Origin of the sequence: Paenibacillus piri, from assembly GCF_004354045.1 — a bacterium.
Lineage (GTDB): Bacteria > Bacillota > Bacilli > Paenibacillales > NBRC-103111 > Paenibacillus_S > Paenibacillus_S piri.
The window spans coordinates 193,980-205,814 of record NZ_SMRT01000009.1 but is presented as its reverse complement, the minus strand read 5'-3'; the positions used below and the strand labels follow the sequence as shown (position 1 = coordinate 205,814).

Sequence of the window (11,835 nt, the reverse complement as noted above, 5' to 3'; positions counted from 1 at the left end):
GCTTCCCGTTCTCAACATACGGTTTCCATGAAACGCGGTTGTTGAGAAGAGAAGCTTTTCATTTTTTTATGCGCAGTTTTTCCGTCCACATCCGTATGGCCGCAGGCATCATCCCGAACCACCGGTAAGTCCACGGCTCGCGGATTTCTTTCAGATACTCCCGTGCCTGCTTGCGCACCTCGCGCGGCGTTTCCATATAGTTCAGCAGCTGCTCGGCTACATATTTGACCAATTCATCGCCGTCTTTAGGCATAGGTCCACCCCCGTATTACGTAGTGTGGCCAAATTACACGGCGCGTAACCTTGTCCCCGAACCTGTCCCCGGCATTCCTCGTCCTACCTTCCATTGGAACAGCCTCATCGCAATTGCAAACCTATTATCGCCTTACACAGCCCGCTGTAGAATGCGATCTGCCTTACACAGCGGGCTGTGGGAATGCGATCTGCCTTACATCTTCTCGGGCGCCTCCAGCCCGATCAGACACAAGCCGTTGCGCATCGTAATCTGCACGCTCTTCACAAGCGCCAGCCTGGCTTGACGAAGCTCGGCGTCATCAACCAGGATCGGGCATTCATGGTAAAAGCGGTTGAAGCTCTGCGCCAAATCTACCAGATAGCGGCTTACGACGGACGGCTCCAGCTTGTGCATCGCCTGCTCGACCCGTTCCTTGAACAGGTGCAGCTGCCGAAGCACGCCTTGCGCCTCCGGATTGTCCAGCAGCGCAAAGTTCAATGCGTCCTTCGCTCCCGACAGCTCGATCGATTCGCTGCCGTTCGCTTTGCGCAGCAAGCTGCATGTACGCACATGCGTATACTGCACGTACGGCCCCGTCTCACCGTCAAAGTTAAGCGCATCCTCCCAGGAGAAGACGATATCCTTGATCCGGTTGTTGCTTAAATCGCTGAATATGATGGCGCCAACGCCAACCTGACGGGCGACCTCGTCGCGATTTTCCAAGCTCGGGTTCTTTTCATTGATAATGACCTTCGTCTTTTCAATTGCCTGCGTCAGCAGCTCCTCCAGCCTGATCACATTCCCTTTGCGCGTCGACAGCTTCGCGCCCTCCAGGCTGACCTTGCCGAACGGTACGTGCGCGAGCTTGCTCGCCCAGTCGTAGCCCATCAGCTCGATGACTTTAAACCATTGCTGGAAATGCAGGCTTTGCCCGGCGTCTGTAACATAGATGCATTTTTCGAAATCGTAGGCGTTGTGACGGTAAATCGCCGCTGTCACGTCGCGCGTATGGTACAATGTGCCGCCGTCCTTCTTGATCATCAGCGCCGGAGGCATGTTGAAGTCGTCAAGACGCACCAGCTGCGCGCCGTCGTCTTCCTCCAGCAGCTTCTTTTGCTTCAGCTCTTCGATCACGGCATCCATCTTATCATTATAGAAGCTCTCCCCGGCATACGAATCGAACTTGACGCCGAGCAGCGCATACATTTTTTCAAATTCCTTCAAACTGATCTCAACGAACCATTTCCACAGCTTGAGCGCTTCCTCGTCGCCCTGCTCCAGCCGCACAAAGCATAGACGCGCCTCGGTTTCCAGCTCGGGCTTGCTTTCCGCCTCGTCGTGAAATTTAATATAGAGCCGCTGCAGCTCGTCGATGCCCTCGGCCTCCACCGCCGCCTGATTGCCCCATAGCTGGTAAGCGACAATCAGTTTGCCGAACTGCGTGCCCCAATCGCCCAGATGGTTGATGCCGACACAGTTATAGCCGAGAAACTCATGAATCTTGTAAATCGCATTGCCGATCATAGTGGAACGAAGGTGACCGATATGGAAGGTTTTGGCAATATTCGGCGATGAAAAGTCGATCACGATATTACGGCCCTGTCCTATTTGTTGCGAGCCGTACCGGTCCTGCAAATCGTATATTTCGCCGACGACTTCCTCTGCAAAGCGCTGCCCGTTCAAGAACACGTTAAAATAACCGGAAACCGCCTCCACCCGGTCAAATACGGGATGAGCCTCCCACCGCTGCTTCAGCTCCTCGGCAATCGCATGCGGCGCTTTGCGCAGCTGCTTGCTCAGCTTGAAGCACGGCATCGACAAATCGCCCATCTGCGGGTTCGGCGGATATTCGATCAGGTCCGCAATCGTCTCCTCCTGAACGCCATCCAAATGCGGCGCCAATCCGGCCGCCAATACTTGTTTGTAATTCATTGTTCAAAATCCCCTTTTCCATCAATTCGTACGCTTGAAATTTATCGTTAATAAAAGAACCGCGGATCGAAGACGTTTCGACGAAATGCATCCGCGTCTTGTATGCTGCTTGTGTTCCATCCAGGATAAACGGCTTCGCCGTTCTTAGGGGACGAGCACGTTTGTCAAGGTTGTGCGAAGCCAAGTATGAAAAACTTATACTTTTCTATTCAACCAAGGACAGACGGCTCACCGTCTCCAAGACGAGCTCGTTTGTCACTTCGATCAAAGTCTCTCGGTGCGTATTCCTTATCGTTAATAAAGCACCCCAAACGGGGTGCTCAGCCGATTTTTTTAGCCCATATTGCTTTAAGGACATATGTTACATTATAGCTATCCGCAAAATTCGAGTCAAGCACGGATCGTAACCGTTTTTACAGCCGGAAGACGTGGTTGTCACCCGATTTTGAATCTGCTGACGACCTCTCCCAGCTCCTCGCTGATCGTTTCCATTCCGCTCGCGGCAACCGTAATTTGCCGCATCGATTCAAGCTGTCCTGCAGACAGCTCGGCGGCCTGCGCGGATTGCAGCGACGACTGCTTGGCGATCGAGGCCGTTTCGTGTACGGAGGAGGACACTTCATCGGTTGAGGCGCTAACCTGCTGCGAAATCGCGGATATTTCGGTAATTTGCCCATTCGTTTGCCGCGCCTTGTCCACGATGCTTTGAAAACCGCCGGATAAATGATGGATATATTCCGCCCCCGTCTTCATCTCGGCCATTTCCAGGCTTAGAGCCGCGACCATTTTCCTCACCTGGATTTGCACCGTCTCGATTAATTCCGTTATATGCTCGGAAGACATCCGCGATTGTTCGGCCAGCTTGCGGATTTCTTCGGCGACGACGGCAAATCCCCTCCCGCCTTCGCCCGCCCTCGAAGCCTCGATAGAAGCGTTCAAGGCAAGCAGATTCGTCTGCGCCGCAATTTCTTTCATGACCGATACGATATGCCCGATTTGCTCCGAATGCGCGGACAGCTCCTGCACCGCTTCGGTCGACTGCTCGACGGACAGATGCATCGCATCCATTTGCTTGAGCACGCGCTCCAGCGTTTGCCCGCCTTCCTCCGCCGCCTCCAGCGTTTGCGCCATCATTTCCGCCATCGCCACCGCAGAGCCGGCGATGCCGCTCATGCCCTGTGCGATTTCCTCCATCGCACGCGCGCTCTCGTTGGTGCCCTTTTCCTGCGCCTCCGCACCGCCGGCGATCTGCTGCATAGCCGAAACCATCGTATGGATTGATTCGACCGTCTCGTTGGCATCATTCGCCAATGCTTTTGACGTGCGGTTCACTTCACGCGAAGTATCTTCGATCGTAACGATCATTCGTTTCAATTGAACCGTCATTTGATTCACGGAACCGACCAGACTGCCGATTTCATCCTTGCTTGCGCTTTGGATCGGTTCGCCGGTCAAATCGCCTTCCGCAATCTTTTTCAGGCGCGTGCTGATGTGGCCGATCGGTTTAATCATCCGGCTGATCAACAGATAGGCTGTCAGAGCGGCGATAACGGGGAAAATTCCTCCCGTTTGCAGCGTAAACCTCAGCATCGTGAGCGTACGGTCATGAATGATCGAAGCGTCAAAATCGATCGCCATCAGCGCTACGATCGGTTTGGATGAATCATGATCCGCATAGATCGGGGCATAGCCGGTTTTCCGCTCGGTGCCGCCGAATTCGTATACCGACGAAGCTTCGGGATGCTTCATGCCGGTCAGCATATCCACCGCGTGTTTGTCTATGTATATAGTGTCGCCCGCTTTAAAGCCCTGTGATTCCCATCTCTTATCCGGTACGATGAGCACGCCGTCGAGGCTGATGACAGCGGCATTTTTAAAAATCGGTTTATGATCGACGATCCAATTAATTTTCTCTTTTAACGCCGCCGATATGCTGCCCTGGCCCAGCTCCTTGATCTCCGCCGCCGTCAGCAGACCGGACGTGATGCTCGCACAGCCGTTCAGCTCCTCGCCGGCCGCGTAGTCGATTTGTTTGTAATTCACGTAATAGCCGATCCCAAGCAGCGATATCACGCTTACCATCACCGCAATAACGACTAACCATGTAACCTTGCCTACGATCCCCATTTTAATATTCATCTCTTTTTCCTCTTTCTCCAGCTGGGCAGTGTACCATCAAATTATCATGCAGCTCTCCGAATATACTGTGATATAAATCACACCTTCTGTTATTTCGCAAAGTGTCACTCGTTTGTTACCTTTTTTGCCTTATTCGGCTGGTATAATGAATTCAGGCGCCATATTTGCCGCAGGGCAGAACTATAGAGGAATAATTATGCATGGGTAAGGCACGTTATAGGAAAATGACGTCGTTAACCCGGGTACGCAAAAAGAAGGTGATTTCATGTTGCCGCTTAAGCTTCGCCTATTGTCGGCCATACTGACCGCCGCCGTCGTTATGTGCAGCGGTTGTTCATTGACGAAAGACCCGCAATCGTATATGCGTCTGCCGCGGCTGCCGGAGGATAAAGAAAGCCTGAAACAGCTGATCCAAAATGCACTTCCGCCCGGCGCTTCGCTGGTGCGGCCCAAAAAGTCGCGCGCTCTCGGCTCCATTTATGTAAACGATCTGAACCGCGACGGCGTCCAGGAGGCTGTCGTATTTTATCAGAGTGCGGATAATGCCAAAGGATTGACCGGAATGCTGTGGCAGCAGGATGGCGATAGCTGGAAGCAGCTCGAACAATTCCAGGGCGAGGGCTATGAATTGGACACGCTGCTGTTTGAGGATGTGACGCTGGACGGAAATCTGGATATGCTGGCCGGCTATTCCGGAGGGCCTAAAGTATCCAAAGGTCTTGTCGTGTACCGCTTTAACGGCCAAAATTTTTCCAAAGAAATGGAAACTCCTTATGCCGAATTTATCGTTGACGACCTCAATCAGGATAACAGCAAGGACTTGTCCGTTTTAACGCTGGAACGGCACGTCGACTCCCGGCTTACCGTATACCAATATGCCCGCGGCGGCTTTCAGCCGGTCGATACGGTCGTGCTCGATGCGAATGTGAACGGGTACGCTTCGGCGAAAGCGGGCTGGATTGCCGACGGCATAAGGGGGATTGCGCTGGATGCCGGCGTTGGCGCCCATTCCGCCTCCACCCAGCTCGTCTATTTTGATCAAGGTCATCTGACCAAAGCTTTCCCGGATCACGATGTGCCGTTAAAACCGCGGCAAGCCATCAACGGCGACTTCAACGGTGACGGAATTATGGAAATCGGCATCGACCGCGAGCCAAAAGGCTGGGAGCAGGAAGCAATGGCCACGATGCCTTGGATCACCGCCTTTTATCGTTGGGACGGCAGGCAAGGCTTCTCGACGTCTCCATTATATGAGTGGTATATGGATATCGCGAACGGCTTTTATTTTGAAATCCCTGGAGCATGGAACGGGGATTATACATTGGAGCGGCCCAAGGATGAGGGCGTGATCCGGTTTACGCTTGCGGGCGGCGTTAGCGGTGTGGAGTGGAAAACGATGCCCGAGGAGACGTGGAACGCGATGCAGCCGACCGCGGATTGGATGGAAATCGGACGTACGGCCAAAACCGTAACCGCGCTGCTGCTGACCGAGGAAAGCCGCAAATATACCGGCAGCTTCCGTCCGTTGTCAGGCTTGGAGAAATGAGCCTGCCTTCTTCGAGCAAAGGCTGCATGAGGCTCCGGCTTATAAACCGCTCTTAACGCGGAGCTGCCGCCAAACATATGAATTCGGCGTGACGCACAACGATAAATATCCGGCGAACCGGCATCGGGACGTCCGAATCTTTTGAGGAGCGCAAGCGCTCGAAATGTTGAACCGCCCGCGCAGCAAACAGTTCGCCGGACCTTCAAGGAGAATCTCTATGAATAAAATATTGTTATTAGAAGATGAAGAATCGATTCGCAGCTTTATCGTCGTCAACTTAATCCGCGGAGGCTTTCACGTCGTGGAAGCCGCCGCCGGACAGGAGGCGATCCGCTGTCTTCAAGAGCATCCCGATATTACGATCGCGCTGCTCGATGTGATGGTTCCGGCCCCGGACGGATTTGAAATTTGCCGATATATAAGAGAACGCAATGAATGGATGGGCATCATTTTCTTGACCGCCAAAGTACAGGAGAAAGACAAAATTGTCGGCTTATCGCTCGGCGCGGACGATTATATCAGCAAACCGTTCAGCCCCGGCGAACTGATGGCGCGGGTCCATTCCCTGCTGCGCAGGGTTCAATTAAAAGCGCCCCACTCAGGCCACGGGAGACTGCTTCGCTCGGGTCCGTTCGAGCTCGATGCGGAGCTGCGCGAGCTCCGAAAAAACGGCCGTCAGCTGGATGTAACTCCGACCGAGCTGGCTTTGCTGCGGATGCTGATGGATCATGCCGGCGTTCCGCTTAACCGGAACCGACTGCTGGATGAAATTTGGGGCCAAGGTTATTTCGGAGATCCGAAAATGGTCGATGTCAACATTCGCCGGCTGCGCCAAAAAATCGAGGAAGACCCGTCCAAGCCCGTCCATATTGAAACCGTATGGGGCTTCGGCTACAAATGGAAGGAGCTTCCATGATGTTCAAAAAAGGCATGAAGCGGCTCGTCGTCTCCCATTACTTTTTGGTTGTGTTATTAACACTTGTACTGGTCGAGAGCGTATTTATTTACTCCGTACGTGTCTACTACTATAACACGATTGCGAATCAGCTCAGCAATCATGCGCAAGTATCGGCTTCCTTTTACAATAAGTTCCATACGAATCTGAACGCCCTGCTGCTCGACAGCCAATTGGCCGATATTACCGATTCATTCGCGTCCAGCAATGCGGAGCTGCAGGTCATCAACGCCCAAGGCGTAGTTCTCGCCAGCTCAAGCGGTTTCGCCATCCGTGCAAAGTCCCTCACCGAAGATGTAAAAGCGGCTGCCCGGGGCGCTACAAAACGGTGGATCGGCGCCAATCCCGGTACGGGCGAACGCATTATGGCCGTCTCCACCCCGCTTCAGTGGAACGGACAGTCCATTGCCGTGCTGCGGTACATGACTTCCCTGGAGGCCGTTGACGGGGTCATTCGGATCATATCCGGCATCGCCCTGCTCATCGGACTGCTGATCCTTGCGACGGTTACCTTGGTCAGTCTGGCTCTTGCCAATTCGATCGTGAAACCGATCAAGCAGGTGACGGCCGCCTCCTCGCTTATGGCACAGGGACAGTTTGACACCCGGGTCGATGAAAACTACAAGTACGAGCTTGGCGAATTGGCCCGCACCTTGAACTATATGGCCAAAGAAATCGTCAAAAGCGATAACTTGAAAAATGATTTCATCTCATCGATCTCCCACGAGCTGCGTACTCCCTTAACCAGTATTAAAGGCTGGAGCGAAACGATATTGTCGGGCGATCTAAAGGATACGGAAGGAACCAAAAAAGGTCTTAAAATTATATCGAAGGAAACGGATCGGCTGGTAGGACTTGTGGAGGAGCTGCTCGATTTCGCCAAGCTGGAGCAAAAGCAGCTGGCGTTGGATGTGAGGCCGACGAATATCGCGGAGCTGTTGAACGAGGTAATGCTGCAGCTATCGGGAAAAGCGGCAGACAAGCGAATTGCGTTCCGACTTCAAGCCGCATCAGGAACAGACGTCCATCCACTTATTCCCGGCGACGAAAATCGGCTCAAGCAAGTATTTCTTAACATTATGGACAATGCGGTCAAATTCGCTTACCCGGATACGACGATCAAGGTTGGCTTGTCGCTGGAGCCGGATTGCTGCGTCGTCCGCGTCCGCGATCAAGGCATAGGCATTGCCGATGTGCATTTGCAGCATGTAACGAACAAATTTTATCAGGTTCGTCCCGGTGGCGGCGGCACCGGACTTGGGCTGGCCATCTGCAAAGAAATTATCGATTTGCACCACGGTACGCTTTCGTTGACAAGCACGGCGTCTCCGCAAGGAACCGAGGCTACGGTCCGTCTGCCGCTTGCGTGACAGGCCGGATCACCAGAGCTTGGTTACAGCATTTTTTGCATCATAACGACATCCAGCATCCGGCCGAACTTGAACCCGACTTCCTTCATCGTCCCGACCACCCCGAAGCCGTACTGCCTGTGAAGGCGAATGCTGCTTTCGTTTCCTTCGGCAATTCGCGATAACACCGTGTGCAGACCGGCATTGCGTCCGGCTTCCAGCACATCGTTCAGCAGCCGCTTGCCGATTCCTTGCCCCCTGAAATCGCGATGAATGTACAGGGACACCTCTGCGGTCCGCGCATAGGCAAGCCGATCGGAGTACGGGTTTAACGAAGCCCACCCGACAACCCGGTCATTCAGCACCGCGACCAGAACAGGGTGCATGTCCCCATGCTTCTCGAACCACTGCACCTGCTGCTCATAGGTACGGTCAACCGTGTCGAATGTAGCCGTTGTGTTGTGTACGGCCTCATTGTAAATTTCCAAAATCGCTTTGTTATCGTCTAATCGAGCCAATCGAACATCCATTCTTCTCTCCCGCTTTCCTTAATCCATCTAAGGCCGGACTTCTCAACGAGCCCATCATGAAAATTAAAAAACCACCTGCTATGAAGCTTAACAAGTGGTTGTCTTTATTGAGGTTGATGCGGTCAAGAGGACTCGAACCTCCACGGGGGGTTAGCCCACACGGACCTGAACCGTGCGCGTCTGCCAATTCCGCCATGACCGCTTAATGGCGCACCTTCAAAGCCTTTTCGAAGGGGACAAGAAGTATAATATCATCTGCCCGGACATATGTCAAACATCAATTTTAAATTTTTTTTAATGACCTATCCTTGATAAAAAACGCATCCTGAGGAATATTTGAAGCTCATCCAGCAAATTCTAAATACAGAAAAATTGTGGATTTGAAAGGGAGTTGAACGAAATTGCGAATAAGGATGCTGTCGGCTATGTTCTTCCTGGCGTGCGTCTTGACCACAGGCTGCACCACCAGCAAGGCTCCGGAGCCAACTGCTCCGGTCGAGCAGCCGGCCACCAATATGACGCCCGAAAATTTTGACAAAATAAATATCGGCATGACGTATGAGGATAGCGTAAAAACAGCCGGCGGTGAAGGCAAGCTTGTTTCGGAATCGGGCACAAAGGGAGAACCGGATTTTACCGTTACCTATGAATACCCGGTTGAAGGCAACGCCAATGCGAAAGCCAAACTCACGTTCCGCGGCAATAAGCTCATCAGCAAATCGAAATCCGGCTTCTAGATCCTGTAAAGGATCTTTTTTTAGTTGAATGTATAAGTTTTTCATACTTGGCTCGCACAACCTTGACAAACGCTCTTGTCCCATAAGGACGGAAGCCGTTTATCCTTGTTGGGCTTCAATCCGACGCTTTCTTATTTAAAAAAACAATACACTCCCCATGCGATCAGCCCCCAAATTGGAAGCGTAAACAAAATGCCGTATACTGTTCCTCTGAGCGGAGAACCGTCGTCACGCATTTCTAACCCCTCCCCAGCCGTACTTCTGCATTCGTGCATAAGTAACCGGTTGTTTGGATTATCATCCTATGCCGTTCAGCGTTCATTTATTCCTTGTTTTTATGCAGCCAATCATCTTTTAGGAGCAACGTCCATATAATGAGTCATATAAGCCTATGCTTTCGATGCAGCTTTCCTCCGGAAAGCTTAGCTTATGCTTTCGACGATGGCTTTCCTTCAGAAAGCCCAGCCTATGCTTTCGATGCAGCTTTCCTCCGGAAAGCTTTGAGGAGGTGTCCAACATGATACTATACCAGCTGGCCATAGGGGTAGTAACCGCACTGTTGCTGTGGGGATTTATTAAACTGACGTTTCAGTCGATGTTGTGGATAATCGGAATAAGTCTCGTCCTAAGCTTTATTATTCCGGGTGCTTTTTTATTTCTGAGCGGCCTGCTGTTCATCCTGATCGGGATGCTTGCCACATTGGGCATCATGTTTATTTTAGGCGCCTTCAGACCGTGAATGGGAGCCAGACAAAGACTTTTTCCTTGCCTACCCTTCCCTGTACGCCAGAAGCGCCCGCAGCGCCCATTCTTTGGCTGCCTGCTCATCCTGCATCGCAGGCACTTCAAATATCCGCATGTCCGATCGTTTCTGCCCGGAACCGGACAACAAGACGATCTCACCGCTAACGCTGCCTTCACCTTCATCCCGCAATTTGAGCGCATAATATTTATCGAGCATAACGGTTTGCAGCTGTTCCACAATGCCCTCCTCCTTCGTGCCCCCGAATCGTACCGAATCATGCTTGATCAAGTTTATTCTAGTTTTCCGGTTTTAACGGTAGCTATACATATGGATAAGAAGACGTTAAAGTTGGGATTATATCCGGGTGGAGGTGATCATCATGGCTGGCCGAAACAGCAAACCGGATAATACGGGCCCGGCGTCCCATCCGTCCAGACTGGACACGTTCGGGAGGAAAATGGCGGACAACGACAAAAAATCGAAAGCGGCACCTTGCGATGCCCCTGACGCCAAATAACGTTATTTGTCTTGAATCGAATCAACCGGGGCCAATCCCCGGTTTTTCCTTTATATCGAGTTCCTACCTGCCGATCCATCCGATATCGCGATCGTTGGCAAAAGGCTGATAATGATGGTTGCGATCAAGCTTGACAATGCGGCGGTTTTGTTTGCGGATCATGACCGTTTCGTCATCCCAGGCGACGACAATCCCTTTCACATCGTTTTTCGGATCCGCATCGCGCACAACGCGAAGCAAGGTGCCCTCTACTCTGTATTGATCCAACAGCTCCTCGGAGATCAAGGCAGCCCCTCCTTTACAACATTATTAAGTATAGAATACACCAAACGAAACACACAATAAACATGCCGGATTATAGCCGTTATTTTTCGCCAAAGGAGGATCTTTCGTTTTATGGACAACCATGAGGAAAAGAAGAAGACATTTTACATCGCCGTAGGATCTGGCGAAATTTTGGAACCCGCCGACATGCTCGGAAACTTCGAATTCGAAATCAGAGCTACCGACGAAGAATGCGACCAGCTCCAGGAATTGTTCGAGGAGTCGCAAGAGGCCAACGACGATACGATTGCCCGCGCCATGATCATGGCCCGGGAATATCATTTGGATAAAGAGAACGATGCCGCCGACTATTACTTAACGCAAATTTACCGCAAGCTGCATGAGCTCGGAACGCCTGAAACGCGCAAGCATATTGAAAAGATGGACGTTCTTTAATTCCGACGATAGCACAACAAAAAAACCTATACCATGAAAGGTGTAGGTTTTGCCATCTTTATCGCATCGCAGCCAGGTACGATTTAGCCGACATGTTCTTTTGAATCATTCGTTTCGAACCAATAATCGAGAACCTTGCTCGACATGACCCTTTTTTGAATATACTCGATTTGCTGTTGAGAAAACAGCTGCTGCCATTCTTCGCCCAGCTCTTCGCAAAGCTTGACAATGGTGAGCAATTCTGACCACGCTACATAGCGTTTGTACCAAAAAAATTGAGGATGTTCAATCATATAGGGATACAGATCGTCAAACTCTGTATGTTTACAATCGAGGGCACGTTCAAAATGAATTTTGGCTTCGCTTAACTTGGTCTTGAAAAAATCGGCCGGAATTTCATTCCCCATAGCAATGCCTCCTCTCTTCGCAT

At 51.7% G+C, this 11,835-nt stretch carries 14 protein-coding genes and 1 tRNA gene; 7 read left to right on the top strand and 8 right to left on the bottom strand.

All coding sequences use genetic code 11. The features are described 5' to 3' along the window. Window positions 1–58: 58 nt before the first annotated feature. The 3 genes from E1757_RS19505 to E1757_RS19495 all read right to left on the bottom strand — a co-directional run bounded on the left by E1757_RS19505 (window position 59) and on the right by E1757_RS19495 (window position 4,306). Window positions 59–253 carry a YqzE family protein gene (locus E1757_RS19505; protein WP_133231152.1) on the bottom strand — a complete coding sequence of 65 codons (195 nt, stop codon included), beginning with the start codon at window positions 251–253 and terminating at the stop codon, window positions 59–61. A gap of 195 nt (window positions 254–448) precedes the next feature. Then, window positions 449–2,167, bottom strand: a complete 1,719-nt coding sequence (argS, locus tag E1757_RS19500) for an arginine--tRNA ligase (protein WP_133231150.1) — start codon at window positions 2,165–2,167, stop codon at window positions 449–451. A gap of 435 nt (window positions 2,168–2,602) precedes the next feature. Next, window positions 2,603–4,306, bottom strand: a complete 1,704-nt coding sequence (locus E1757_RS19495; RefSeq protein ID WP_133231148.1) for a methyl-accepting chemotaxis protein — start codon at window positions 4,304–4,306, stop codon at window positions 2,603–2,605. A gap of 265 nt (window positions 4,307–4,571) precedes the next feature. Between E1757_RS19495 and E1757_RS19490 the strand changes: the two genes are divergently transcribed. The 3 genes from E1757_RS19490 (at window position 4,572) to E1757_RS19480 (ending at window position 8,177) form a co-directional block, all read left to right on the top strand. Continuing rightward, entirely contained in the window at window positions 4,572–5,852 is a 1,281-nt protein-coding gene (locus E1757_RS19490) for a hypothetical protein (RefSeq protein ID WP_133231146.1), read from the top strand. A gap of 217 nt (window positions 5,853–6,069) precedes the next feature. Further along, on the top strand, window positions 6,070–6,768 hold the full coding sequence (locus tag E1757_RS19485; protein ID WP_133231144.1) for a response regulator transcription factor: 699 nt from the start codon (window positions 6,070–6,072) through the stop codon (window positions 6,766–6,768). After that, entirely contained in the window at window positions 6,765–8,177 is a 1,413-nt protein-coding gene (locus tag E1757_RS19480; RefSeq protein ID WP_133231142.1) for a HAMP domain-containing sensor histidine kinase, read from the top strand. The genes E1757_RS19485 and E1757_RS19480 overlap by 4 nt, the downstream gene beginning before the upstream one ends. Before the next feature lie 23 nt (window positions 8,178–8,200). Here the strand turns inward: E1757_RS19480 and E1757_RS19475 are convergent, their stop codons facing one another. Further along, window positions 8,201–8,686 carry a GNAT family N-acetyltransferase gene (locus E1757_RS19475; RefSeq protein WP_133231140.1) on the bottom strand — a complete coding sequence of 162 codons (486 nt, stop codon included), beginning with the start codon at window positions 8,684–8,686 and terminating at the stop codon, window positions 8,201–8,203. Window positions 8,687–8,803: 117 nt separating this feature from the next. Then, window positions 8,804–8,888, bottom strand: a tRNA-Leu gene (locus tag E1757_RS19470). A gap of 199 nt (window positions 8,889–9,087) precedes the next feature. Between E1757_RS19470 and E1757_RS19465 the strand changes: the two genes are divergently transcribed. After that, window positions 9,088–9,423, top strand: coding sequence for a hypothetical protein (locus E1757_RS19465; protein ID WP_133231138.1), 336 nt, complete (start codon window positions 9,088–9,090; stop codon window positions 9,421–9,423). Window positions 9,424–9,940: 517 nt separating this feature from the next. Next, entirely contained in the window at window positions 9,941–10,162 is a 222-nt protein-coding gene (locus E1757_RS19460; protein WP_133231136.1) for a hypothetical protein, read from the top strand. Between the two features lie 30 nt (window positions 10,163–10,192). Here the strand turns inward: E1757_RS19460 and E1757_RS19455 are convergent, their stop codons facing one another. Beyond that, complete coding sequence (locus E1757_RS19455; protein ID WP_133231134.1) at window positions 10,193–10,405, bottom strand: hypothetical protein; 213 nt, start codon at window positions 10,403–10,405, stop codon at window positions 10,193–10,195. 142 nt (window positions 10,406–10,547) lie between these two features. Here E1757_RS19455 and E1757_RS35875 point away from each other — a divergent pair, with 142 nt between their 5' ends. Continuing rightward, entirely contained in the window at window positions 10,548–10,685 is a 138-nt protein-coding gene (locus E1757_RS35875) for a hypothetical protein (protein ID WP_165972183.1), read from the top strand. 63 nt (window positions 10,686–10,748) lie between these two features. On the opposite strand, the gene E1757_RS19450 is transcribed toward E1757_RS35875, so the two are convergent. After that, the gene (locus tag E1757_RS19450; RefSeq protein WP_133231132.1) at window positions 10,749–10,970 is read right to left on the bottom strand and encodes a hypothetical protein; all 222 of its coding nucleotides are present in this window, start codon (window positions 10,968–10,970) and stop codon (window positions 10,749–10,751) included. 111 nt (window positions 10,971–11,081) lie between these two features. On the opposite strand from E1757_RS19450, the gene E1757_RS19445 reads away from it, so the two are divergent. Further along, on the top strand, window positions 11,082–11,405 hold the full coding sequence (locus tag E1757_RS19445; RefSeq protein ID WP_133231130.1) for a hypothetical protein: 324 nt from the start codon (window positions 11,082–11,084) through the stop codon (window positions 11,403–11,405). An 83-nt stretch (window positions 11,406–11,488) separates the two neighbouring features. Here E1757_RS19445 and E1757_RS19440 read toward each other — a convergent pair whose 3' ends face one another. Beyond that, entirely contained in the window at window positions 11,489–11,812 is a 324-nt protein-coding gene (locus tag E1757_RS19440; protein WP_133231128.1) for a hypothetical protein, read from the bottom strand. Window positions 11,813–11,835: the final 23 nt, after the last annotated feature.

Excerpts from the sequence above, each read along its gene's own strand:
- E1757_RS19490 (WP_133231146.1), top strand. The coding sequence starts at position 4,572 with ATGTTGCCGCTTAAGCTTCGCCTATTGTCGGCCATACTGACCGCCGCC.
- E1757_RS19445 (WP_133231130.1), top strand. The coding sequence starts at position 11,082 with ATGGACAACCATGAGGAAAAGAAGAAGACATTTTACATCGCCGTAGGA.
- E1757_RS19480 (WP_133231142.1), top strand. The coding sequence starts at position 6,765 with ATGATGTTCAAAAAAGGCATGAAGCGGCTCGTCGTCTCCCATTACTTT.
- E1757_RS19475 (WP_133231140.1), bottom strand. The coding sequence starts at position 8,686 with ATGGATGTTCGATTGGCTCGATTAGACGATAACAAAGCGATTTTGGAA.
- E1757_RS19505 (WP_133231152.1), bottom strand. The coding sequence starts at position 253 with ATGCCTAAAGACGGCGATGAATTGGTCAAATATGTAGCCGAGCAGCTG.
- E1757_RS19485 (WP_133231144.1), top strand. The coding sequence starts at position 6,070 with ATGAATAAAATATTGTTATTAGAAGATGAAGAATCGATTCGCAGCTTT.
- E1757_RS19495 (WP_133231148.1), bottom strand. The coding sequence starts at position 4,306 with ATGAATATTAAAATGGGGATCGTAGGCAAGGTTACATGGTTAGTCGTT.
- E1757_RS35875 (WP_165972183.1), top strand. The coding sequence starts at position 10,548 with ATGGCTGGCCGAAACAGCAAACCGGATAATACGGGCCCGGCGTCCCAT.
- E1757_RS19440 (WP_133231128.1), bottom strand. The coding sequence starts at position 11,812 with ATGGGGAATGAAATTCCGGCCGATTTTTTCAAGACCAAGTTAAGCGAA.
- E1757_RS19460 (WP_133231136.1), top strand. The coding sequence starts at position 9,941 with ATGATACTATACCAGCTGGCCATAGGGGTAGTAACCGCACTGTTGCTG.
- argS (WP_133231150.1), bottom strand. The coding sequence starts at position 2,167 with ATGAATTACAAACAAGTATTGGCGGCCGGATTGGCGCCGCATTTGGAT.